Source organism: Rheinheimera baltica, from assembly GCF_030731985.1.
Lineage (GTDB): Bacteria > Pseudomonadota > Gammaproteobacteria > Enterobacterales > Alteromonadaceae > Alishewanella > Alishewanella baltica.
Genome location: NZ_JAPJDY010000008.1, coordinates 48,832 through 71,645, shown reverse-complemented (window position 1 = coordinate 71,645; position 22,814 = coordinate 48,832). Strand labels below are relative to the sequence as shown.

General features: G+C 48.7%; 26 protein-coding genes. 8 read left to right on the top strand and 18 right to left on the bottom strand.

Features of this window, described 5'->3' with window-relative positions; genetic code table 11:
• Positions 1 to 4: 4 nt before the first annotated feature.
• The 7 genes from ORJ00_RS13975 to ORJ00_RS13945 form a co-directional block, all read right to left on the bottom strand.
• The gene (locus ORJ00_RS13975; protein ID WP_305975782.1) at positions 5 to 214 is read right to left on the bottom strand and encodes a hypothetical protein; all 210 of its coding nucleotides are present in this window, start codon (positions 212 to 214) and stop codon (positions 5 to 7) included.
• A gap of 50 nt (positions 215 to 264) precedes the next feature.
• A complete protein-coding gene (locus ORJ00_RS13970; RefSeq protein WP_306126959.1) occupies positions 265 to 948 on the bottom strand; it encodes a DUF2589 domain-containing protein in 684 nt (227 codons plus the stop codon).
• A 55-nt stretch (positions 949 to 1,003) separates the two neighbouring features.
• Complete coding sequence (locus ORJ00_RS13965; protein ID WP_305975786.1) at positions 1,004 to 1,543, bottom strand: DUF2589 domain-containing protein; 540 nt, start codon at positions 1,541 to 1,543, stop codon at positions 1,004 to 1,006.
• A 209-nt stretch (positions 1,544 to 1,752) separates the two neighbouring features.
• Positions 1,753 to 2,391, bottom strand: a complete 639-nt coding sequence (locus ORJ00_RS13960) for a PEP-CTERM sorting domain-containing protein (protein ID WP_305975788.1) — start codon at positions 2,389 to 2,391, stop codon at positions 1,753 to 1,755.
• A 180-nt stretch (positions 2,392 to 2,571) separates the two neighbouring features.
• Positions 2,572 to 3,558, bottom strand: a complete 987-nt coding sequence (locus ORJ00_RS13955; RefSeq protein WP_051219784.1) for a tetratricopeptide repeat protein — start codon at positions 3,556 to 3,558, stop codon at positions 2,572 to 2,574.
• A gap of 196 nt (positions 3,559 to 3,754) precedes the next feature.
• Entirely contained in the window at positions 3,755 to 4,786 is a 1,032-nt protein-coding gene (locus tag ORJ00_RS13950; RefSeq protein WP_306140140.1) for an RDD family protein, read from the bottom strand.
• 73 nt (positions 4,787 to 4,859) lie between these two features.
• Positions 4,860 to 5,387 carry a lipocalin family protein gene (locus ORJ00_RS13945; protein ID WP_306140139.1) on the bottom strand — a complete coding sequence of 176 codons (528 nt, stop codon included), beginning with the start codon at positions 5,385 to 5,387 and terminating at the stop codon, positions 4,860 to 4,862.
• Positions 5,388 to 5,494: 107 nt separating this feature from the next.
• Between ORJ00_RS13945 and ORJ00_RS13940 the strand changes: the two genes are divergently transcribed.
• Complete coding sequence (locus ORJ00_RS13940) at positions 5,495 to 5,668, top strand: hypothetical protein (protein ID WP_305975794.1); 174 nt, start codon at positions 5,495 to 5,497, stop codon at positions 5,666 to 5,668.
• Between the two features lie 74 nt (positions 5,669 to 5,742).
• On the opposite strand, the gene ORJ00_RS13935 is transcribed toward ORJ00_RS13940, so the two are convergent.
• From ORJ00_RS13935 to ORJ00_RS13915, 5 genes are all read right to left on the bottom strand, one after another.
• On the bottom strand, positions 5,743 to 6,897 hold the full coding sequence (locus ORJ00_RS13935) for a histidine kinase dimerization/phospho-acceptor domain-containing protein (protein WP_306140138.1): 1,155 nt from the start codon (positions 6,895 to 6,897) through the stop codon (positions 5,743 to 5,745).
• Positions 6,890 to 7,570: a response regulator transcription factor gene (locus ORJ00_RS13930; RefSeq protein ID WP_305975797.1), complete on the bottom strand. Its 681-nt coding sequence runs from the start codon at positions 7,568 to 7,570 to the stop codon at positions 6,890 to 6,892. Before ORJ00_RS13930 ends, ORJ00_RS13935 begins: the two co-directional genes overlap by 8 nt.
• 27 nt (positions 7,571 to 7,597) lie before the next feature.
• On the bottom strand, positions 7,598 to 8,404 hold the full coding sequence (locus ORJ00_RS13925; RefSeq protein ID WP_305975799.1) for an alpha/beta fold hydrolase: 807 nt from the start codon (positions 8,402 to 8,404) through the stop codon (positions 7,598 to 7,600).
• 96 nt (positions 8,405 to 8,500) lie between these two features.
• Positions 8,501 to 8,713: a hypothetical protein gene (locus ORJ00_RS13920; RefSeq protein ID WP_306140137.1), complete on the bottom strand. Its 213-nt coding sequence runs from the start codon at positions 8,711 to 8,713 to the stop codon at positions 8,501 to 8,503.
• Between the two features lie 81 nt (positions 8,714 to 8,794).
• On the bottom strand, positions 8,795 to 9,232 hold the full coding sequence (locus tag ORJ00_RS13915; RefSeq protein WP_306126965.1) for an OsmC family protein: 438 nt from the start codon (positions 9,230 to 9,232) through the stop codon (positions 8,795 to 8,797).
• A gap of 406 nt (positions 9,233 to 9,638) precedes the next feature.
• Here ORJ00_RS13915 and ORJ00_RS13910 point away from each other — a divergent pair, with 406 nt between their 5' ends.
• Positions 9,639 to 10,478 carry a substrate-binding periplasmic protein gene (locus ORJ00_RS13910; RefSeq protein ID WP_306140136.1) on the top strand — a complete coding sequence of 280 codons (840 nt, stop codon included), beginning with the start codon at positions 9,639 to 9,641 and terminating at the stop codon, positions 10,476 to 10,478.
• A 3-nt stretch (positions 10,479 to 10,481) separates the two neighbouring features.
• On the opposite strand, the gene ORJ00_RS13905 is transcribed toward ORJ00_RS13910, so the two are convergent.
• From ORJ00_RS13905 to ORJ00_RS13885, 5 genes are all read right to left on the bottom strand, one after another.
• Positions 10,482 to 11,711 (bottom strand): sensor histidine kinase, encoded by a 1,230-nt coding sequence (locus tag ORJ00_RS13905; protein WP_306140135.1) that lies wholly within the window; start codon positions 11,709 to 11,711, stop codon positions 10,482 to 10,484.
• A complete protein-coding gene (locus tag ORJ00_RS13900) occupies positions 11,711 to 12,433 on the bottom strand; it encodes a response regulator transcription factor (protein ID WP_306140134.1) in 723 nt (240 codons plus the stop codon). Before ORJ00_RS13900 ends, ORJ00_RS13905 begins: the two co-directional genes overlap by 1 nt.
• A gap of 79 nt (positions 12,434 to 12,512) precedes the next feature.
• Positions 12,513 to 14,924 (bottom strand): TonB-dependent receptor, encoded by a 2,412-nt coding sequence (locus tag ORJ00_RS13895; protein ID WP_305975809.1) that lies wholly within the window; start codon positions 14,922 to 14,924, stop codon positions 12,513 to 12,515.
• Between the two features lie 184 nt (positions 14,925 to 15,108).
• Positions 15,109 to 15,681 carry a hypothetical protein gene (locus tag ORJ00_RS13890; protein ID WP_306140133.1) on the bottom strand — a complete coding sequence of 191 codons (573 nt, stop codon included), beginning with the start codon at positions 15,679 to 15,681 and terminating at the stop codon, positions 15,109 to 15,111.
• A gap of 38 nt (positions 15,682 to 15,719) precedes the next feature.
• On the bottom strand, positions 15,720 to 16,592 hold the full coding sequence (locus ORJ00_RS13885; protein WP_306140132.1) for an MFS transporter: 873 nt from the start codon (positions 16,590 to 16,592) through the stop codon (positions 15,720 to 15,722).
• 31 nt (positions 16,593 to 16,623) lie between these two features.
• Here ORJ00_RS13885 and ORJ00_RS13880 point away from each other — a divergent pair, with 31 nt between their 5' ends.
• The 4 genes from ORJ00_RS13880 to ORJ00_RS13865 all read left to right on the top strand — a co-directional run bounded on the left by ORJ00_RS13880 (position 16,624) and on the right by ORJ00_RS13865 (position 19,392).
• The gene (locus ORJ00_RS13880; RefSeq protein WP_240474852.1) at positions 16,624 to 16,974 is read left to right on the top strand and encodes a LysR substrate-binding domain-containing protein; all 351 of its coding nucleotides are present in this window, start codon (positions 16,624 to 16,626) and stop codon (positions 16,972 to 16,974) included.
• Positions 16,975 to 17,119: 145 nt separating this feature from the next.
• A complete protein-coding gene (locus ORJ00_RS13875; protein WP_051219785.1) occupies positions 17,120 to 18,034 on the top strand; it encodes an acyl-CoA thioester hydrolase/BAAT C-terminal domain-containing protein in 915 nt (304 codons plus the stop codon).
• Between the two features lie 150 nt (positions 18,035 to 18,184).
• Positions 18,185 to 18,715 (top strand): hypothetical protein, encoded by a 531-nt coding sequence (locus tag ORJ00_RS13870; RefSeq protein WP_306126968.1) that lies wholly within the window; start codon positions 18,185 to 18,187, stop codon positions 18,713 to 18,715.
• A 107-nt stretch (positions 18,716 to 18,822) separates the two neighbouring features.
• Entirely contained in the window at positions 18,823 to 19,392 is a 570-nt protein-coding gene (locus tag ORJ00_RS13865; RefSeq protein WP_305977161.1) for a dienelactone hydrolase family protein, read from the top strand.
• A 161-nt stretch (positions 19,393 to 19,553) separates the two neighbouring features.
• On the opposite strand, the gene ORJ00_RS13860 is transcribed toward ORJ00_RS13865, so the two are convergent.
• Positions 19,554 to 20,399, bottom strand: a complete 846-nt coding sequence (locus ORJ00_RS13860) for an AraC family transcriptional regulator (protein ID WP_305977160.1) — start codon at positions 20,397 to 20,399, stop codon at positions 19,554 to 19,556.
• 198 nt (positions 20,400 to 20,597) lie between these two features.
• On the opposite strand from ORJ00_RS13860, the gene ggt reads away from it, so the two are divergent.
• The gene (ggt, locus tag ORJ00_RS13855) at positions 20,598 to 22,337 is read left to right on the top strand and encodes a gamma-glutamyltransferase (protein WP_305977159.1); all 1,740 of its coding nucleotides are present in this window, start codon (positions 20,598 to 20,600) and stop codon (positions 22,335 to 22,337) included.
• 250 nt (positions 22,338 to 22,587) lie between these two features.
• Entirely contained in the window at positions 22,588 to 22,803 is a 216-nt protein-coding gene (locus ORJ00_RS13850) for an amphi-Trp domain-containing protein (RefSeq protein WP_027670723.1), read from the top strand.
• Positions 22,804 to 22,814: the final 11 nt, after the last annotated feature.

The following is a 22,814-nucleotide window of genomic DNA, read 5'->3' as shown; positions in this document are numbered from 1 at the left end:
GGCATTACATCAAAGGTTTAGCATGGGCATGCTGTTTTATTTGTTCCAGCTTATCAAGACTTTGTTCAAGTAACTGTGTGCTTGTTTCATTTGCCACAGACAAGCCTGAACCACAGAGTGAACAAGTAAAAATTGCGCCTTGAAGCAATAATCTGGGTTCAAGTGCAATGGAACCCTGGTGGCAATGTGGGCATTGTATTGTTACCGTATTCATTATAATTACCTCATATAATGCGGGCATCAGCTTGCTGATGCCCTCCGTGTCTAGGCTGCTTTTTCTTGAGCAGGCATTTCTATCGGTGTAATGTTGTTGGTATAGGCTTGTATAATGACACCGACACCAGGTGGTAAAGGGAGTTGCCCGGCATGCACATCTACTGTGTATGTCGCTGAGTTACTTTTTTGATAGTGCGTACTGTTGGTGGTGCTGCTTGAGCTATCATGCGATACGCTGCCTTTTACTTCTACGCTCCATAAAAATCCGCCAATTTTGGCGTCAAAACTGCCTTCTGCATGAGTAGACTCTGAGCTGGTATCACTGTGGTCTTCGCTGTAACTGCTGTTTACCTGCATTACAAAGTTGACGTTGACGTTGTCAACCGCTAGTGAATTCAGCGGTAAGATAGTTAATAGTGGTAATTTAATCGTTGAGTTTATATTTTGAATTACAGCAGGATCACCTGCTTTTGCTCCTGGTGTAATCACCCCTCGGGTTAACTGCATTTCAATCATTGTTGGTTGGTAAACTTTAGCATCCGTTTTACCCCCGCTTGTGCTTGATGCTTGGGTAAAACAGGTCTTCATTAGAAAATCAACTTGGGTTAGCGCCATTTGTTGATTTGCTTTTGCTGCGGCCATTAACGGGCCACCAATTAATGAGCCCATAGGTAAACCGGTAAACTGCTGCGCCATGGAGACCAGGGCTGGACCATTTGATGTATCTGCCATATTGTCTTTCCTTCTGCTGGTTAATGTTGATCAACACAATGTGATCGGGAACGCTCTAACTTGGTATTTGCGCGCGCACAACTTTGTCATACCCTTCAATCACAGCACTTATTCCCGCGGGGCGGTTTGTTGTTGTTATTTTCATCGTGAGTTTGGCGTTAGGTTTGTTGTCTTGAGTTTTTTCACCGCCAAACATGGATTTTTTCAGTTGAGGAAAGCCAACAATAATGTCGTCATCTCTTTCTAAAAACTCTAAATCAATTTCTACTGTCATTTCGGTAGGTTGTAGTGTGGTAATCGGAGCGAGGGAGATAAGCGGTACCATCACTTGGTGTTCAACGATGCCTTTAGCCGTTTCACGCGGGTACGTCATGGCCACCATTTTAGGAATGAGCTGTGTTTTATTTGATTTGGGATCAAAATTTAAAAATGGCTCAATTTTGACATTATTTTTTGGGTTTTCCTCAGGCGATTGACGCATCGGCACTTCATCAAAATAGCTGGTGAGAATTTTGACGTTTTCCTTTGCTACAGCATCAGAAGCTGTTTCTATGGCTTGTTGAATTGCCGCTATAAATCCATTCAGCTTTAGCATTTTTTTATCACACCTTGCATTCAAAGAATATTTAGCTTGGCAGGGGAATAGCAAATAAAAAGCAAGAAAAGTGAATATCAGATTAATGTAAAAACTTAATCATCTGTTTGTTGGAGAATAAATTTATCCGCTTGAATGCGCATCGTATGCATAAAAAAACCTCAGACTTGCTGAGGTTCTATAAAAATATTTAAGTATGCTACTAAAGCTTAGACTTTTTTCTTCTTACGTGAAAAGCCAATACCCGCTAAACCCAGACCAAGCAATGCAATGCTAAGGGGTTCCGGTACTGACGCTACACCTGGCTCACCTTCAAGCCGGTAAGCGAAGTCTCTGCCGCCCCAATAACCAGTATAGCCAGAGCCATTAGCAACAAGGGCTTCGGTAATATTTACCCGATTATTAATTAAGGTTAGGTGTACATTTTGTGCGTTATTGGCTCTAAGACCAATAAAGTAGCTTCCAGCCATTAAATTAAAGCTTGTTACATCGATACTGTAATCAACTAAATCCCAACCGCTGAAATTTAAGCCAGTATCATTTTTAGCAACAGAACCCACATTGCCGCTAAACAATATACCGCCAGGAAGGCCGTTTAAGACGGAGCGAATTTCCCAATCCATATTGCCGATATTGTCTAAGTTACCAAAATTCGCAAAAGCATTAACCGTAATACGGCTAATGTCATAGCTACTGTCTAAGGTAAAATCATCATAACTAAAATTGTATTTAAACGGGTTGTGACCTGTAGCAACACTTTCCAGGCCTTGCTCATAAATTAGACCTGCATGAGCATTTGATACGAATAAAGCAGAGGCCAGTGCAGCGCCTAACAACAACTTATACATGTAAATATCCCTATATCGACAAAAGTTTAGTAAGCTGCAAATTTCGCGCCACTAGTTTATCCATTTGTTTTATAATGATATTTTTTGTTTGGTTATCGCATTGCTAGGTGTTGTGTAAATTTATCTGACAATTGTGTCAGTTTTTTTGCTAAGTGCTAAGCCCACTAGAAATTGAGCGTATTATGAAGCGTGTGGCCATTCACACTGTTTGACGAGCTGGAACCATGGACGTTCGAATACCTTATTTATTGGTGGTTGAGGTAGAGCAACATTAACACCGAGATAGGATGCAACGTGGTGATAGATCAACGTTCTAACTTTATCATCTTCCAGTTTGTCATAAGCTTCCAGCAGAGCTAAGCGCTGCTCAGTAGTGACAACCGTACCATGTTGTTGTTGAAAACGGGTGTCCAACCAGAACAACAGCGCCTGCTTACTTTCATTTGGAAAGCTTGCAGCAAGCGTGGCAGTTGGGCCGTAAAGTCCTTGAAAATTATCAAACTGTTGCTGTAGTAAAAAGGACGCTAAGAGATTTGTTCCTGCCGATATTTGCCCGGCACGTTGACTAATCGATTGATAATGCTTGAGCGCTTCACGCAAGTGCGCCTCTGCCAGAGCAAACTTTCCAGCGTCCAGCGCCAGTAGTCCCAGATTATTTTCTACCATCGCCACAACATTTGTCTGTTCAGACTGTTTAGCCAGCATAAGCGCGTGGCTAAATAGCTCGCGGGCTTTTTCTGTATCGTTAAGCTGTCGTGCCACTAACGCCATGCTGTTTGTTAACGTTAGTCGTTGTTTATCTGTAGTGGCATATTTATACGAACATTCAAAACTAAGCTGGGCATCATGCAGATATTGATTGCGACGCAACCAAATACCTAATGCGCTGTTAATGGAGGTAAGCTGCTGTTGAAAATACGGCTGCTGTTCATGTTGGAAAACCAGTTCCAGAGTTTGTAGTAATAAATCCATTTTGCTTGTTGGTACTGCTGCTCTTAGTACCAATACGTGTCGGCGAAGTACTTGCTCTAAAGGCAATTTATCTGCGGTGTTAAAGCTTTCCAGCAAGCTAAGTGTTTGTGCAGGATTAACGGTGAGGTAATCTTCAGCTTCGTCTAAAATTGCTGACGCATCTGTTGCAAATGCAAGCGAACAGGGTACTGTCATTAATGTGCAAATTAGCACGTAACACTTTAACAAAATGACGCTCGTAGCGGTTGGTTTAAACCTTGACTATAGCGGTATAATAACGCGACATCAAAAAAGCAAAAGCGCCGGTTTGACATAAGTGGTTTGGTACACTGCAATGACAAAACCACCTTTCTGATTAACAATAACCCGCTAAGGGGGTTGCCTGGCGTGATTAGTTTTTTATGCGTAATACCAGGGTGTCAGCCAGTTTATCCTGAATGGCTTGACGGTTTGGGTCCCAGTAAATTTGGAAAAACCCCAAAAGCCCGGTAGCCAAACCGGCACTATAGCCACCTTGACGACCAAAAGCGCCCCACAATGACAACGGCTTATTGTCCAGTTGCACTACCTTGATACCCAGTAGCTTTTTACCCGGAGTTTGGCCGTTATTCCAGCTGGTAAACACCGTTAAGTACGCCACAGCCCAACCAAAGCTGATGCCTAAATCTGCCAATATACCCTGAGCCCATTTCATCACGCTATGATCAGACTGTTGCAGTTTTTGCCACCAGTTTAGCTTTGCAGGTGCGGCTGAAGTTTCTGACGGTGCCTGTTGCACCAACAGTTTGCGTGCGTCTGAAAGTGTAGCCCGACGTTGCTGCAATAGCGTGAGTTTTTGTTGTTGCTGCTCTGCGCTAAGTACTGAGTTTGCAAGCAAGTCTGTTAGTGTTTCCTCGGCTTGGCTATTGCTTAGTTGTTCATTTTGCAGTGCCGAAATCAGCTCATTGGCTTTGGTGTCAGCGCATTTTTCATCGCAATTATTACCAATTGCAATAGCCGCCGTGCTCAGCTCAATTGCGGATGCTATGTCCATAACAGTGTCTTCATCTACGTTGTTATTTTCTGTGTAGGCAAACACCAGCATTAGCGGCATTAACAGCAGTAAAATGTTGCGCCTTTTTATATTTTGCAGCGCATGGCAGCGCCAAACCAGATAAAGATATAGTGGTGTAAAAAAAGTGACGCCGCCGCCAGCCAGCAAAGCGATAAATACCCCGTCTATACTTATGGCTAAGGCCCTACGCCAAGGGCGTGCCAGTGTTAAACCGAACAGGGAGGTATTTACGGCAAAGTCATGCGGGGTAACAATGTTTCGCACTTCTTTAGGGGTTAACTGATGGCCCGTAGCATCGACAAAGGTATCGGGGGCTATTTCAGTTAAATGCGTGCTGTGCTTAATTGGCGTGGTTATACCGTCACTCATAGTGCAAGTCTGTGTGCTGTTTGCCAATACTCTAACGCCCTGATCAATAAAGCGCAAATATCAGCTTAGGGTATTAGCTACATTGCTGCAGCCATATCCATTGTTGTTTGGCAATGCCCAAACTTAATGCAAATGCCATGTAGTCATCACAGACGGCTTTTTCCGGGGTTTTACTGCGCGCCAGTAACCAAGCGTAATCCAGCGATGGGCCAACCACCAGCGCCACACTGTAATCATCGGTTAATTTGGCAATATTGTAACCTCCGTAAAATGGGCCAAAAAACGACACCTTTAGTGCGCCGGTATTGCTATCACCGACAAAGTAAGCCTTGCCTTCAGCCTGCTGCCAGCTGTTTTCTTCGGTACTAAAGCCACGGTTTACTACTTTCACTCCACCATCATCGCGTAGAGTGTAGTTAGCGGTTACTTCAGTTAAACCTCTTTCAAAGCGGTGATCCAACCGGGCAATTTCATGCCATTCACCCAGATAACGATTTAGCTCAAATGGTGTTTTCGGTGTAACACCCTCTGGCACGCCAGTACAACTTTGCAAAGCAAAGCCGCTGGCAACGAGTAAGGCAATCTTAAGCAGAAGTTTCATAATAACCTTTAATTTACGCTTTAAAACACGAATACTACGCCGCTTTAGCGGCTTTGTATCAATTTGCTGTTGGGTTTTTATTTATCGCTATTTTGCAGGGAGTTAACGTGACACAGCGCATTTTACTGGTAAGCGATATATGTACACAGTTACGGCAAAAGAGGGGCGTGACTGCCGTGAGCACAGGCTACGCACACGGTTTTATGAACCTCGCGTCAGAAGCCTTTAATGAAGTTGGTTATCAGCAGCAGTTAAGCACGCTACTACCGTATTTGGATTGACACGTTCCCTACAGAAAATAACGACAGAAAATATGCTAGTTCCAGTGTTTAATTGTTTCCGACACCTTTAACACTTAGTTAATTAATTCACTAATTGTTAGTTGATAGTGTGTTTCTGTGTGCTGAATTACTACTGGCCAACCTAATGCCGTAGCAATACGTCCGATAAGGCTATTGCCATGGCCAAACCCCTGATACCGATTATTACTTGCCACAGTGCCATCAGGTTGACGTTGTATTTGATTAATAAAATGCATGCTACAGCCGTTTAATCGGATGTGTAATACTGCACCACCACTGTGGTAGCAGGCATTACTAATTATATTAAGCAGTAACAGCTGAATGAGTTGTTTATGACCATTTACCATAAAATCTTCCGGCACATCCATCTGTATTTGGCTGACAAATGCCGGTTCAGTTTGATACAGCATAAACATGGCTTGCTCGAGTTGCGGCAGCAATGCTAAGTGTTCAGTAGGTGTCTGCTGATTTCTGGCAAGCGCGAGTAAAACGTGCAGCTGCTGCGCCATAGCGGAGGTTGCAGCTTTAGCCACACACAAGGCATCTCCTTTAAAGGAGGAGTCGCCATTAAGATTCAATGCGTTTTGTACAATCGAAAGTGGCGTACGCAGTTCATGGCTAATATCGTTAACAAAGTCCTGTTCATGCTGCATGGCCGCAGCTAATTGTTGCCGTGCTTTGCTCAGTCTAAACACCAACCACAAACTTGCTCCACCAAGTACTGCAACTAAAAATGCGCAGAATACTTGTAGTAGCTTCAAAAACTCGCTTATTGGGAACGCCGCGTTAAGATCAAGCTTTAACCACAAGGGTGCTTCTGAGGGCGTTGCAGGCAATAATATAACGGCATAATATTTTGCGTTATCATCGTCAGACGGTAGCTCCATCACCGCGTTGTTATGTACTAAGCTAATAGCATCTTTTGCTAAGTTATTAGAATGCATAGTGAAATAAGGGCGTGAAGGATGAATGCCATCGTACTGTAAGCGGATTAATGCTGTTTGGTCCGTTGTTTGCTCGTTAAGTAATAACACGTTGTCTGCCAGTTGTGCTTGCAAGTAAGCTTGTTCCTGCTCTAACAACTGGCTTGCAGTGAGATGCAACAAGGTGTTGGAAAACTGTATCGCCAGCCACAAACAAAGCACTGAGGCCAGGCTGATAAGGCTTGCCAGCACGGTATGGTTATTAAGTGCAAACCATTTAAACATCATTTAGCCCTGTTAACTGATAGCCAATGGTACTTATTGTGTGGATAAGCGGGCGGCCCACAACCGTATCCAGGCTTTTGCGTAAGGTATAAATATGCGCTTTTAGCGCGTTGCTTTCCGGTGGGTTTGTCGGCCAAACTGAATTGATCAGTTCCCGGCGGGAACTGGGGTAAGGGTGATCTTCCATCAACTTTTGCAAAATCTGAAAGCTGGTAGTCGTTAACGCTATTGGCTGCAGGCTCCACCAGGCCTGTTGCTGACGCCGACATAACTTTAACGGGCCAATTTCAATACTGTGCTGCGTAAATAACTGTCGCCGCCGGGCGAGCGCTTCGCAGCGCAGCGCCAGCTCACGCAAGTCAAACGGCTTCGTTAGGTAATCATCCGCTCCGGCATGAAACCCGCTGGCTTTATCTTTAAAAGAGTCTCTGGCGGTTAGCATTAAAATGGGGGGCCTGGCGTTAACTGTTTCCAATAGTACTTTGCACACTTGTAAACCATCCTGGTCCGGTAGGTTCAAATCCAGCAATACCACATCAAAAGCCTGCTGCTTTGCCAGTTGCACCCCAAGGTGGCCTTCCGCGGCATAATCTACCTGCCAGCCTAATCCTTCCATAAAACTAACAAGTTGATTTGCCAGGGCAAAGTTATCTTCAATAAGTAAAATGTTCATTGGTTTTAGCGCGGCCTGTTTTAGGGCTTACAATAAAGTTTGCAACGCATTTAGCACTGTTTGCGGTGCTTCCTGCATAATGTTATGCCCGACAGTTGGTAATCGCAGATGGCTGCCATCTCGTACCTCAGCGAATAAAGCCTGATGTAATTTAAGCCAAATTGTGTTGCCTGCAGCTGTTTCAATAAAAACCATCGGCTCAGGTTCGATACGGGTTGATGTTAGCAAAATTGTTTTCAAATCAGAAGGTAAAGGCAACACCTGCTGGCCGGCATCATCCAGTTCTGCATTCAGTTGTTGCAACTGCGCCTGTAGTCGCGGAGGTAGCATCTTAGCTAATAACTTATCTTCGTCAGCAACGGCCTTGGCATCTGCCGCTTTAAACCAAGCTCTTTGCTGTGCAACCGTTGGATCAATTAATAATAAGCCAGCCACTTGATCACTATGACGACGGGCAAATTCACTCACCACTAAACCACCGTATGAGTGCCCCACTAAGATCAGCTTTTTGTCTTGGCCAAATCGTTGTATCAGTGAACTTAAATCTTGTAAATGTTGCTCTATGCCTGACGTTTTAACGCGTTCACCAGACTGGCCAATACCTGCGCGTGCATAGCGTACCGTAATAATATCGCTGGGCAGTTGCTCCACAATGCGGTTCCACACCTCTGGACCACGGCCAAAACCAGATTCAAATAACACCATAGTGTCACCTTGTCCGGAAATGGCTACTTGTAAATCGAGATCGTTAATGTTTTCAGCCAGTGATGGCAGGCTGAGGCAATTAAAAGCGGTCATAAGTGAAAACATTAAAATGGTAATTATTTTACGCATAGTTAGGTTCCTGTTTTGCTGCAAAATGTGATGTTCTGCATAGGGTAAGGAACCGGTGGTAAAGAAGTGGTAAAAAAAAGCAATAATCTGGCGGGATTATGCCGTGACAGGAACTGCTTCCAGTAACGCTACAATAGCGGGGGTATTGTCTAGCCTGGCTAGATCAAGCAGGTAGTCTTTCTCCAGTGGTTGCATGCTTTGGTTGGCCAGTAACTCTTTTAGCAACTGTTCTTCACCATTAACGATGGCGGTTTTTAACGCCGCATAGTGCATAAAACTGTGTGATTCTTCCGTTTGCTCAGATGTCATTGGGTGCCTCTAATTTTGCTTAATGCGGCCCGTTTCAATGCCAGTAAAAACGGGCGCAGTTGGTTAAAGCCTATGCTTTACTTAATTACCTTCAAACGAGGTAATGTCTAAGGTTGTATCGCAATTTAGCAGCTTGGATATTGGGCAGTTTAACTTCGCTTCTACCGCGGCTTTTTCAAAATCCGCTCCATTCATGCCCGGCACCTTGGCGTCTAATTTAATTTCGGATTTGGTAATGCTAAAACCATCGCCCTCTTTTATCAGGGTAATTTCGACCTTAGAGGCTAAGCTACCTTTGCTAAAACCCAGCTTTGCGAGGCCAAAAGACAATGCCATAGTGAAGCAAGACGCGTGTGCAGCTGCAATTTGCTCCTCCGGGTTAGTACCTGCCTGGTCTTCAAACCGGGTATTAAAACCGTAAGGTTGGTCTTTTAATGCACCCGACTGCGTTGAAACATGGCCTTTGCCGTCTTTGCCCAGGCCTTCATATTTTGCAGTAGCCCAATTAATAATTGCCATGTGGTTCTCCTTAATTGATAACGGTTGTTGATATTGAGGATTTTGTAAGCGCTAAAAATAACTTATGACAACCTGGTTACAGCAAAAGCTGTTCCACACTGGCAAGGCCACGCCGACAGGGCGCCTAAACACATTAACCTTAGTCTGTGCCGGTAATGTATTCACACTAATGCGTAAAGATTGTAAAAATTGCAGGGTTTACTTGTAACTATACGGCCGAATCTTATGGCTTGATCCACATCACGCCTGCCAAATAAGTGTCAATCATAAAATAGTTAGAGTGTTGCTTGTCAGTATTGGAATAGTTTGCAACAAAAATATAACGAAATTAGGCTAGTGTAGTGCCTTTCTTCTACACTGATCGTTCTACCTGGCCCTTATTGCTTTTTTGCGTCTGGAGCATTCATTGAAAACAACACTAACCTTTTTATTGTGGTTGTTCATATTAACGCTGTTACCGTTAGCTGCTGAGCCAACTGTAACAGCCGGAACAACAGCAAAAAAACCGCTGCGCATTATTACTGAACCTGCCAGCCGAGGGCGGCTAAAAGACAAGCACGGCAGTGTTTATGGTATGTCTACGCAAATTGTAAAGGCGATACAGAAGCAAGTCGGCGATAGCACCACTATTGAGATTTTACCCTGGGCGCGGGCTTACGCTATTGCTGTAAGCAGTGACAATGTGGCGGTGTATGACACCATAAGAACCCCCGACAGAGAACATAAATTCAAATGGGTAGGGCCTATTAAACTTTATTCGGTAAACCTTTACGCCAAACGTGGTGTTGTAGCCCCAAATGCCAGCCTGGCAGATTTACTACAAAACCATGTCGCCTGTGAAACACGTAACACCAGCATTGTTAACGAGCTGCTGACCCTGGGCTTTGAAATAGATAAAAACCTGATCTTAAGTCTTAAATCCGGCGATTGTTATAATATGCTTAAAATCGGTCGTGCCGAGTTAATTGCCATGCACGGTGATGTTACGCCCAAGCGTATGTCGCAGCTGCAAGACGCCGGGTTGGATTTACAAGCGGTATACCCCTTACAAAATATTGAAATGTATCTGGCTTTTTCCAGGCAGGTGGATGATGACGTAATACAGCAATGGCAGTGCGCATTCAATAAACTGGTACTGCAAGGACAGTTCCGACAGTTGTATGAAGATGAATACCCAGAGGTGATGATAAGTAAAATTGAAGGCCGTGCAGCACTGTCACAACAACAGCTGCTCTGCCTGCTGTAGTTGTTACCATGAGAGACGGGCGACGACCCGCGTTTCATCCGCCAGCAGCGAAAACGACCAGCCATTGCGCTCACACAGCCGTTGCACTATCCCCAGGCCCAGGCCATAGCCATGCGACGATGCCCCGGTTGGTGAGTGCTGCTCATCCGCAGCACTGCTCAGCTGATTGGTGACTAACAGCTCGCGCTCTGCGATACGAATGGTTACCGGTCCCTGCCCGGTGAGCGTATGTTCGAAGGCATTTCGCACCAGATTATTCACCGCGGTAGCAAAAGCCTGTGGATGGCCGCAGACACGGGGATTGGCAAGATGGTCTATTTCAACATCGACCATCTTGCGGCTTAGCAGGTAGCGTTGCTGTTCTATGGCTTTGCTTACCAGCGGCAGCACGAAAAACTGCTCATCATACAAGCCGTCGTCGGTTTCGCGGGCGAGACAGAGGAACATTTCAATGGTGGTTTGCATATCAAGGGTGGCCCGGCGCACCCGATCCAGCGTCTTGATATCGGCTGCTGACAACTCGCTTTGTTCCAGCAGCTCAAGTGCTCCTGTAATTACCGTGATGGGGGTGCGCAGCTCATGGCTGGCTGAACTGGTAAAGTAGCGCTCCCTGGCGACAAAGGCGCTGATCCGCTCAAGCGTCTTTTCAATGGTCGCAGCAAGTACACCAACCTCATCATCCCCGAACCGGCCAGACTCTATGCGTTTATAATCATCCATCGACAGCTGCTCTGTGTCGATGTCTGCCACCGCTTTGGCCAGTTGCGCAACAGGAGCAACAGCTCTGCGCATCACCAGCACGCCCAGGCCGAAACCCAGCACACCGAGCGTACCCACAACACCGCTGATAACCAACAGCAACCACCAGTCCTCTGATGACGCCGCTTCAATGCCGGCAACGTCGAACACCACAAAGGCTTGTTGCGGTTCATTAGCGGTTTTGATTACCGCGACATGCAACTCTTCGGTTTCGAACTCATATATTCCCTCAGCGGGGTTGGTCTGTGCCCAGGCCCGCAGTGATTCCGGTAAGCCGGCAACCGTATCGTAGCCGCGCAGGTTCGCCGGCATCACAGGGTAGCTTTGGGCGGCAACCTGCAGCTGCTGCGTCAGCACCCGGTCTTCGCTGAGTCTTATCGCAGCGAGGAAAGCGAATCCCCAGACTACGCTGAGTACCGCAACACAGAGTGCAAAGGCAATAGCGACACGCTGACGTAAACTGTGCCGGTACATTACCTGGCATCCTCCACATCTTCAGCATCCTCTGCAAGGCGGTAGCCGATGCGATGCACGGTATGGATCAGCGGGTTGTTAAACGGCTTGTCTATGACCTGGCGCAGTTTGTAAAGGTGCGAGCGCAGGGCATCACCATCGGGGGGCTCGTCAGCCCACAACAACGTTTCAAGCTCATCGCGGGCGACAACAGAAGGCGCTTGTTCCATCAGGCGTTGCAGCAGTCTCATGCCGGCAGGGCTGAGATCGATGCGTTGCCCTGCGCGATGCACCTGCTGCGTGGCCCGGTTCAGCGTCAAATCAGCCACAGCTAACAGGTTGTCGGTTCTGCCGTGGCTACGTTTGTACAGCGCCTGCAACCTCGCATGCAGCTCTTGTAAGGCGAATGGCTTGACCAGGTAGTCATCGGCGCCTGCGGCAAAGCCTTTTAGTTTATCGTCAAGTGTGTCCCTTGCCGTTAGCATCAGCACCGGGGTTGATATTTCGGCATCAGTGCGCAGTTTTTGGCAGAAACTCAGGCCATCCATGCCCGGCAGCATCAGATCCAGCACAATAACGTCGAACGGGTTGGTCAACGCCAGCTGCATCGCGCTGATGCCGTCATAGGCAAAATCCATTACATAGCTATACTTTGCAAGATAGGCAGCAATGTTGTCGCAGATGTCGCGGTTGTCTTCAACAATCAGCACTCTAACCGGCACTTCACCAAGTTTGCGTAACATCTGCGACTCCTTCCTACCCGTTTTTATCTGGCCCGATTTACCATACCGGGTCTACCATGCCAGGTCTACCACGCCAGGTTTACCAGGCATAGTCCAGCCGCAAACCAATCAGCGGCTCGGCTTCGCTACTGTCTTTTACCAGCACGCCGCGGCGATAGTCAAACTCGCTGTCGTCGCCCGACGACGCGGCCGTTACGTTGATCACATCCAAAAAGGCGGTTACATCTATCGGGCCGAATGCTCGCCGGTAGTCAACGCGAACGTTCAACAAGCCTGAGCTGTCTTTGCGACCGACATTGCGCTCTGTGATCTCTTTTGCGTAGCGTAGCGGTTGCCCGGGCCCCAAAACGTCTGCGTGAATAATAAAGTTGTCGTCCGGCCGGCCGGAAAGGTATTTATAGCGCCCGGCGACCTTCCAGCGGTTGCTTATTTCCCACGTCAGGCCCAGCGTTGCCACATGCTTGCGGTTAAATTCAGCGGCTACGTCACCGCGGCCGTCTTTGCGATCAACCACGGCATCGTTGTAAGAATAGGTTGCGCTGGCGTACAGGCCTTCAAAAATAGTACCGTTTACTACTATATCAACACCATAAGAGCTGCCGTCAGCGATATTGGCATAGGTGCCGTTGGCACGGTCCAGATCTGTCACCAAATCGTCGAGGCGTTGATAATAAGCCTCGGTTAACACCGACCAATTGCTGGTGGGGAAATATTTTACACCGACGCTGGTATGAGTAATTTTTTCCGTCTTCAGCTTATTAGACTCGTTAGCAGCAAGCTCTAAATAGCGTGGTGACTGACGAAACAGCCCGGCGCTGGCAAAATAGCGCACTTTTTTACCGGGCTGCCAGTTGACGCTGAACCTGGGCGAGGCGAAGCTTTCGTCGGCAAAACCGTCGTGCTCAAGCCGTAAGCCGGTGCCAAAATCCCAATTGCCGAATTGGAAAACCTGCTCTGCGTAGCCGGCATAGCTGGTTTCTTTTTGGCGTATTGCCGAGTTTAAGCTGTCGGGCGTAAGCACAATATAACGCTGCTGTGGGCTGGGTCGGAAGTCATCGTCGTCGTAGACAAAGCGTATCCAATCACCATCTAACACCGTGCTATAGTCCAGTTCAATTTGCGTTAGCCGCACACCGGCACTGAACAGACCCCATTTATTCACTGTCTCAAAATCGCTGCGCCAGCCAACCTCTGTTTCAGCTTCAGCGATGGTAATAATGTCCTCCCGCAGTGGAAAATCAGCCGCCGGTGAGCCTTCAGGTACCAGATCAGGAAAGGCTTCCCCTTCTGAACTCAGCTTGTCGCTTGAGCGGTAGTAAGCTCTGTTGGTCCAGACTGCTTTATCACCCACTAATGAGCGTAATGTCAAACCGTATAAGTCGCTGTCTTGTTCAGCATATTGCAGCGCAACATCCTCGAAATCGGGCGACTCAAACACGTGTGTCACGTCGCGGCTATAGTCCTCGTGGGTATCTATCAGCAGCACTTCTAAAGTGTGGTTTTGGTTGATGGGTATCACCGATTTTACGATGATGTCCCTTAACACCGGCTCGCCAATGTCCAGCTCTTCAATGGTTTCAAACAATTTGCCGAAATCCAGCCGCCGCGCCGAAATCAGCATCGTTGCATCTGGTGTGATACCGGCAGGGCCGTCGTAACCCACTTCATAACCGGCAAGGTCGTAACGGAAACTGGCTGACGGGCCCGGGTTGCCGTCGGCGACATCCAGTTTCAGCAGCGATGCCGCACGGCCACCATAAGCGGCACTCCAGCCACCAGGAGAGAAGTCGGCACCACCTATAACATTCGGTGCAAAAATCGAGAAACGGCCACCACCACCAACATCTTCCTCTTCACCCAGAGTGGCATCAAAATGCACCGCTTTATCAAACGGAAAGTCATCAACTAATAACAAATTATCTCTTGGACCACGGCCGCGTACACTAAAGCTGGCGAACTCGCTGGCGGATGCCAGACCGGGTAAACCGTCCAGCGACAGCAGTGGATCTGCGCCACCGCCTACAGCGCTGCGCAAGGTTTCCCGGTCGAGATAGGTGCCGGAGCCAGAACCAAAGGCAGCAGTTTGCTGTCCGCGCACCAGCACTTTCTCAATTTCCACTTCGCTGAGTTTGAATTCAAGCTTGATATTTTTGCGCGTAATCACCCGAACGCTGGGTTCATACACGGCAGCAAAGCCGCTTTTAGCCAGGTTTACCGCGTAGAGGCCGGGGTTAAGCTGTGCCACGACGACACGACCTTGTTCATCGGTGGTTAGCGTTTGTGTGGTATTGCTCTGCCGTTCCGTCAGCGTGATCTGCACAGTGCCAAGTGGCCGGTCTGTCTGCTGATTTTTAACGATAACCGTCAGCGCCCCGGGGGCCTCAGCGGCGCCGGCAAAAATGGGCAAGCCCAAAATCGGCATGCCAAGCAGCAGCGTCCACAATCTCAACCACAGTTTAAACCACGATACCTTGCGTAAGTGCCTGCTCATATTATTATTCCTCCAACTATCAGCCGTATTTATCCGATGCAACGTTGTGAGGTTAACAAAGCCATTGTGACTAAAAAGTCGCTGAACGGTCAGAGCTGTTTATTTTGTGCCGCGCTAAGCATAAAATCTGCCGGCGCAAATAAGCTGAACCGGGCATAGCAATAAGGCTATGCCAGTGGTTAATCTACTCCGCATCGTTTGCTCCGCTAGCTGGGGTTTTTGAGCGCTGCGGCACAACGGATACTTCGTTCAGCTGTATGCGGCTACAGGCTCTGCCGTAGCCCAGGCTGTACTTCAGTGCCGGATAAACCCGGTAAGCGCTGATAGCAAAACTAAGCGTGATAAGTCCTTTGCTACCCCACAGCGCCAGGATGTTATCGCGTAACGTGTCAGCTTGCGGATCGTGCGCTAACACCCGTTCGGTAAACTGCACAACCAGGGCCATATCTGTCGGCAACGCTCTTAAGTCTTGCTCAATAATGGCGCGCACCACCGCCTGCGACAGTCCGGCTTCCAGCGCCATATTCACCACTAACTGACTGCAGGGGCCACAATCTTCCCAAAGTATTGCTCTTATTCTGGCCGCGAACAGTAGCCCGGCGGATAAATTACCTGAGTGTGATGCCATAGTCTGAAAGCCGCTGAATTTTAAAAACGCCGCTAAATCGCTGTGCAGAATATCCTGTTGATAGCCTACGTCGTAAGCGTAACGCTGTTGCATCGCCAGCAGCATCTTGTTAAACATATATCGAAGCATCTGAGTCACCTTAGGTTATTGCTTGGCCGTTAAACACTTTATTGGCAGGGCGCTAAAGCCGCCGCCGGTTTTTCAAAGGCCAGCACCGGTTTAAACAGCAGTACATAACTGCACAAAAACAACAGCGCACAGCTGTAAAGCAGGGCAGAGAAGTTACCGTTATCCAGCAAAGCAGAGGCCAGTAGCGGGCCTGTTACCATGCCGATTGAAGACACCACAGCGGCTATTGTCGCCAGCCGGCCACTGCTGTCTGTTGCTGCTATTACCGCTAACAGGTAGGCCAGCACCGCCGGCCAGGCAAAAAACAGCATGGCCAGGGCGCCGATATAAAGCAGGTTGTGCCAGGCAACGTTAAGCATTAACGCCGCGCTTAGCGACAAAACTATACCCGCCAGCAGCAGGTTTAAGCGGCCAAAGCGTTGGCCGGTTAGTACCGGCAGCATGGCACCGGGCAGTCCCAACAAGCCGGTTAGCGCAATAGCATTATTAACACTGGCAGTGGCCATGCCGGCAGCCTGGCCAATCAGCCCGGCATAGGCCCAAATGGCGCTGGCCGCAGTTTGATACAGCATAATGGCGAGCAGCAATAACACAGCGTGTTGCGTTAAACCGGCACGCGCTGCGCCAGCTGCTGCCTGCGCTTGACCCAACGGTGCCGGTGTTAACGTTAGCCTTGGCAGGCAGAGTAAAAACAGCAGTGCCAGCGCGGCAATAGCGGCCATCAGATAAAACACGGCATAGGCGCCGAGCAAACTTTCCAGCGCCGGTAGCAGGTAAATAACCAGCGAGCCGAGGCTAAACTGCACAAACAGCAGCGCACCAAAGGCGCGGTCGGGGTTATCCAGCCGTGCCAGCACTGCAAAAGCGATACCCAGGCTTAAGCCCCCGCACAGCTGGATTGGCTTTCGCATTAAACAAACCCAACAATTGCAGCCGGTGTTTTTGCCGGATCAACACGGCAGCTATCAGCCCTTTGAGCTAACGCGCCGCCATATTACCGATGATGGCGAAGCCATGGCGGCAATGTGTGCCAATGGTTTGGGCGTTGCGCAGCTGCCGCATTTTCTGGCCAAACAGGGCTTACAAAGCGGTGCCTTAGTGTCGTTGTACCCTTATTACCGGCCGCCGCAGCCGGACAATGGTGTGTTTGCTATTTATGCCAAACGCGATTATTTACCGGCAAGAGTCAGGGTGTTTATCGAGTTTATCAGCAGCGCATTAGAGGCCGCCGGAGAAAGTAGCAACCACACCTGGGCAGAAAACTGGCCGGCGCTGATCACGTTCTCCGGTTAAAAGTTTATCTTATTGTGTGGTTCGGGCTTATAGCGGTATTGAGCATCTGACATTTGTCAGCTAACTTCGATGACAACAAGCGCTGCCTTTGTTGTTGCCGTTAATAAACAATAGGCGTCAGGTTTAATTACTCAGGCAAAGGTTTATGTTTTCGACATTATCCGCTACACCCAATGCATTAAAATTAAGTAAACTCAAAACAATCGCGCTGTTGCTGGCCGCACTGTTGTTGCTATGCAGCCAGCTGCCGCAGTTAATTACCCTGTTTGTGCCCATGTCTAACCAGGGCAAGGTGCAAAGCCAATTGTATTTACCCGCAACGGCAAGTGCAGACAATCCGGCGCCGCTGTTGGTGTTTTTCGGAGGCTCAGAAGGTGGTATGAGCATGACCAATACGCGCAGTGCGCCAGAGCGGCAAGCCTATCTGGATGCCGGTTTTGCACTATTGGTCGTCGGTTATTTTGGCTTGCCGGGTATTCCATCTGGTTTGGATCGGATAGAGCTTGGCGGGGTGCTTGACGCTATTGAACATACCCGCAGCAATCCTGCCATCGACGCTGAGAAACTGTCCGTGCTGGGCGTGTCAAAGGGGGCGGAGTTAGCCTTATTACTGGCCAGTCGTTCGGCGCAAATCAGCACTGTGGTGTCGGTGGTTGGCAGTGACGTGGTGTTTGGTAGCCCAGAGTGGTATAGCACCAGTTCGTCCTGGAGCTGGCAGGGCCAACCCATTGCTTTTGTGCCTTTTAGCCTGCGATCAGCACTGCCGTTGCTGCAAAGCAATATTCGTCGGGGCTATGAAGTTGCTATGCAAAATCAACAGGCTTACCAGCAAGCGCTGATCCCGGTGCAGCAAATGCAGGCCGACGTGTTACTTATCTCGGGCACAGCGGATGAGCTGTGGCCATCCAGCGAGATGTCCGACCGGATTATGCAGCGGCTGCAGCAACATCAATATCCGTATCGATATCAGCATTTAAAAATAGCTGGTGGCGGCCACGGCGGGCTCGCCAGGCAATATCAAAGCGAGATTGTAGCGTTTTTGCTAGCATCGCAGCGGTAATGAAAAGTAGTGAGGCTAAAGCCAGGGCCTGTCGTGCGCTTTGCGGCTTACCAGTACAACGGCTAAATATGCTGTGGTATTAGATTTTTTCGACAGTGAGTAGTTTGGTAAGCATAATAAGCACCATTTAAAGATCGGACGGTAAGTTGTATGAAAAAAATAACCATAGCACTGGCGTTTTTGCTGGCGCTTGTCGGCGCAGTGATCGTATTTCATCAAAACATTATTTCGTCAGTTATTCTGCCGCAATATATCGACTGGGCCAGCGAAACTGAAGCGGCTGGAGTAAAAGTGGGTGAGCCGCTTAACGAAGCGCAGTTAGCTCTTGCCAGAGAGATCGGCATTAAAAGCCCGGAAAAGGTCAGGTTGGTGTACGTCGATGCGGTGCCATTTCCGTATCACAATCCTATGCTGAAATTGGTCGGTGAGGCCACAGGTTTTATCGGCGATGGCATTATTAACAACGCTCAGGTATTTGGTTACTCGATTTATGTCAGAAAAGACTATCCGCTCAATACGCCTAAACTGGCGCACGAGCTGGTGCATGTGCTGCAAATTGAACGTGCCAGCCTGAAGCAGATTATTACCCAACACTTTGCCGATTTAGTTAACTACGGCTATGACAACTCGCCGCTAGAGCTGGAAGCCTTTGAGGCAAATAAAACCTACAGCAACCGCTAAATACCCGGTGTTAGAGCAAAAACAGCAAAAAAGCGTTAAATAAGTCGTTTGTTGGTTCTATCCGGGCGAGATCTGATAGCCTGGCTGGATTAATTTAAGGAGTAAAAGTGACAACGCATGTACTGGTGCTGAGCGATATTTTTGGCTTATGTGCCGGCCTTGAGCGCCTGCTGGCTGATTTAAACCAGGCCGGTGCCGCTGTTCAGTTTATCGACCCTTATCAGGGGCAAATACAGCATTTTGCTGATGAAGCACAGGCCTATGCGGCTTACAGCAGAGAGTGCGGCCATGAGACTTATGCTGCTATCGCCGCGCAGGTCTTTGCCAACAGCAAGCAACCGTTTGACCTGGCTATTGGTTTTAGCGCCGGTGCCACTGCGTTATGGCGCGCGTTGGCTAACACTGATACCCGTCTGCTTAAGCAGGCGATACTGTTCTACCCGGGCCAAATTTATCAGCATCTGGCGCTAACACCAGCTGTGCCGACGCAGGTTATCTTTGGCCACAGCGAGCCACATTTTGCTGTAACTGATATCTGTAGTCAGTTACAACAAAAGCCGGGCGTAACGGCTGTAAGTACAGACTACGCACACGGCTTTATGAACCCGGCATCACAAGCTTTTGACGAGGCCGGTTATCAGCAGCAGCTAAGTAAATTGCTAAAGCGTTTGGTTTAAACTTCCGCAGGGCTTTTGGCTATGAAGCTGTATTTACTGCCGGGCACAATGTGCAACAAAAAGTTATGGGCGCCGCTGCTTGAGCTGCCACGCGAGTTAGCCGCATACCTGAATGATTGGGCGCTGCAGCAACAGAGCCGGCTTGTTTTGGTTAAGCAGAATTAGGTTGTGCTAGCCAGATGTAGTTTCGCCCATACTTTGGGTGTGGTGCCAAAACACTGTTTAAAATGCCGGGTCAGATGGCTTTGATCAGCAAAGCCACTGCTAAAAGCGACTTGCGCCAATGGTTGGCCGCGCTCGATTAAGGCTTTGGCTTTTTGTAATCGCTTTAGTGTTACATAGCGGTAAGGTGTCGTTCCATAAAGAGATCTGAAATCACGGGCGACTTGCCACTTACTGTATTGTGCAATAACGGCCAGCTCATCCAGGGTAATGTCGTGTGACATGGCGCAATCGGTAGTGATGATGTCGTCAATATATTCGCGTACGCGTTTTATCGCCGTGTAGTTGGCCTTAGTGTGTTTAACACTGTTGCCGCTAACCTGCTGCAAACTGCTGGCAAAAGCATAAATAAGCTCCTGCTGCTCCAGAGTCTGCAGCGGGCGATTGAATTCCGATAGTAGCCGGCTGGCAATGTGCACAAAGCGCGGATCGCGGCTTACGCCGCCGTGCAAAAACGGCAGGCAGGCGCCTTGCAGAATATTTTGCACCTCGACAGGGTTGATACTGATCGCCCGGTAAGCAAAGGGGCTGTCGGTGCCGGCCTGGCCGTCGTGGGTTTCGTCGGGGTGTAATATCACCACCTCGCCCGGCAGTGAGTGGCGCAGCTCGCCGCGATAATTAAAGCTTTGTACGCCAAGGGTAGTTAACGCTAAGGTGTAAGTGTCATGGCTATGTGGCGCATAAGCCAAGCCACTAAAGCAAGCTTCAATGCGTTCGGTCTCACCAGCGGCGCGCTTAACCCAACTTTTTAGCTGGCCCTTTACCAAACTCTGCTTGTTGCCCATCCTTGCGCTACTCCTGTATTAAACTGCTTCAAGCTATGTCGGGGTTTTTTAACCACGTTATTTTACTTTGTGCATCCAATCGCAATATCGTTCAAGAATGTACCGGTTGGTCGCGCTACTATAGCGCGCAATACGCATGTACTTATATCTGCTGACAAAAAATTTGCTGCGCTTTAACGTAAAGGAAAACAAAATAATATGCACGGGATAAAAAAGTTTTTGCTGTGGACGCTGGCGATCATGCTGTTGGTGGCGATATCAGCTGTGGTGGCGGGTTTTTCATTTCGGGCCGGGCTTGGCTCACCCGTCGAACAGTTCCGGGAAAATGCGGTGTATGCGCCTAATGGTGTGGTGGCGAGCAGTCAGCCATTAGCCAGTCAGGCAGGGTTAACCGTACTTAAAAATGGCGGCAATGCGGTTGATGCCGCGGTTACAGCGGCAGCGGTGCTGAGTGTGGTTGAGCCCTATATGACGGGTATTGGTGGTGATATGTTTGCCATGCTGTGGTTAGAGCAAGAGCAGCGGCTGGTTGGTATTAATGGCAGCGGGCATGCGGGTGCTTTGATGACGTTCGATAAAATGAAAGACCGCAGGCGGGTGCCGGATGACGGCCCGCAATCTATTACCCTGCCGGGCGCACTATCGGGTTGGGCCAGGCTGCTAGATGCGCATGGGACCCTGACTTTAGCCCAAGCATTGGCACCTGCTATTGCGCTGGCAGAGCACGGGTTTCCGGTATCCAAAGCCACGGCGACGGAATGGGGGCTATTTGAAAGCAAAATCAATTGGGACTCAGGTGCACGCGCTACCTTTTTAATTGACCAAACCCGCACACCCCAAGCCGGAGAATGGTTTTACAACCCGGATTATGCCAACACGCTAAAGCTTATTGCACAGCATGGTCCACAGCTGTTGTACGGCGGCGAACTGGGGCAGACAATTGCGGCCAGAGTACAAGAGTTAGGTGGATTTTTAACGCAAAGCGATTTTGCCAACTACAGCGCGCAGTGGGTAGAGCCGATGTCGGTAGCCTTTAAAGAGTATCGTTTATGGGAGCTGCCACCCAATGGCCAGGGTATTGCGGCGCTTGAGATGCTTAAGATATTAGAGCCCTATGATTTAGCTGCCATGCAGCACAATTCGGCTGATTATCTGCATCACCTGATTGAAGCGAAAAAGCTGGCTTATGCAGACCTGGAACACTTTGTTGGTGATCCGGAATTTATGCAGATAAAACCAGAGCAATTATTGTCAGATCAGGTTATTGCCAAGCGGCGCGCCCTTATCCATGGGGGTAAAGCAATGGCACAGGCCGATCCTGAACCTTCGCTCACAACCAGTGATACTACCTATTTAAGCGTGGCGGACAAAGACGGTAATATGGTGTCTTTTATTAACAGCTTAGCCGGGCCCTTTGGCTCGGGCATTGTGGTGCCGGGTACGGGTTTTGCGCTGCAAAACCGCGGTGTAGGGCTGTCGGTGCAGCCAAACCGGGCTAATACCGTGGCTCCGGGCCGACGGCCGTTTCATACCATCATTCCGGGTTTTGTCACCAAAGCCGACGCACAGGGCAAACAACAACCTTGGTTAAGTTTTGGTATTGTCGGCGGCGCGCAACAGCCGCAAGCGCATGTGCAGATGCTGCTTAATATGATGCTGTTTGATATGGATGTGCAGCAAGCCATTGATGCGCCAAGGTTCCGGCACTGGGAGCACAACAACGTCAGTTTTGAGCAAGCCATCCCGCAAAGCACGATGGATAAGTTGTATGAAATGGGGCATGCCGCACAAAATCCGATTATGGCCACCGCGCAAGGCTTTTTTCATGGTAATAACACCGGCCTGGTATTCGGTGGTGGTCAGGCCGTAATGAAATTAGACAAAGGCTATGTTGCCGGCTCCGATTCCAGACGAGACGGCGTCGCTGCGGCGCACTAAATACGGTTGTTTTTAATCCTGACATTGCTTTGGCGTTGTCAGGCTGTGGTTGGCTTAATTCTGTGTTGCTACAGGTTATTTTTGGCAATCAAGCTGTATTTACAGCCTGGCATAATGTGCAATAACAAGTTTTAGGCGGCGGTGCTTACGCTGTCGTGCGGGTTAGCCGCACAGCTGAGTTTTTGGCTGCAGTTGTAAAAATGACAGAAAGCAGGCAGTGTTGCTGGCTAACACAACATAAGGAGCAACAATGAAATCGCAAAGAGATGTCGAAAAAACCTACCCAAACCACGAGTTTGTCGAAAAACTACGGCGTTTGGCAGATGCCATTGAAAACGGCGAAAAGTTTGAAATCCAAATAGCCGGTGAGCGTATCTATGTGCCGGTGCGCGCAGTGTTCAGTATTGAGCACGAGCGTGAAGACGACAGTGAAGAAATTGAATTCCAGATAAAGTGGAAAAACTAAAAAATACCGCT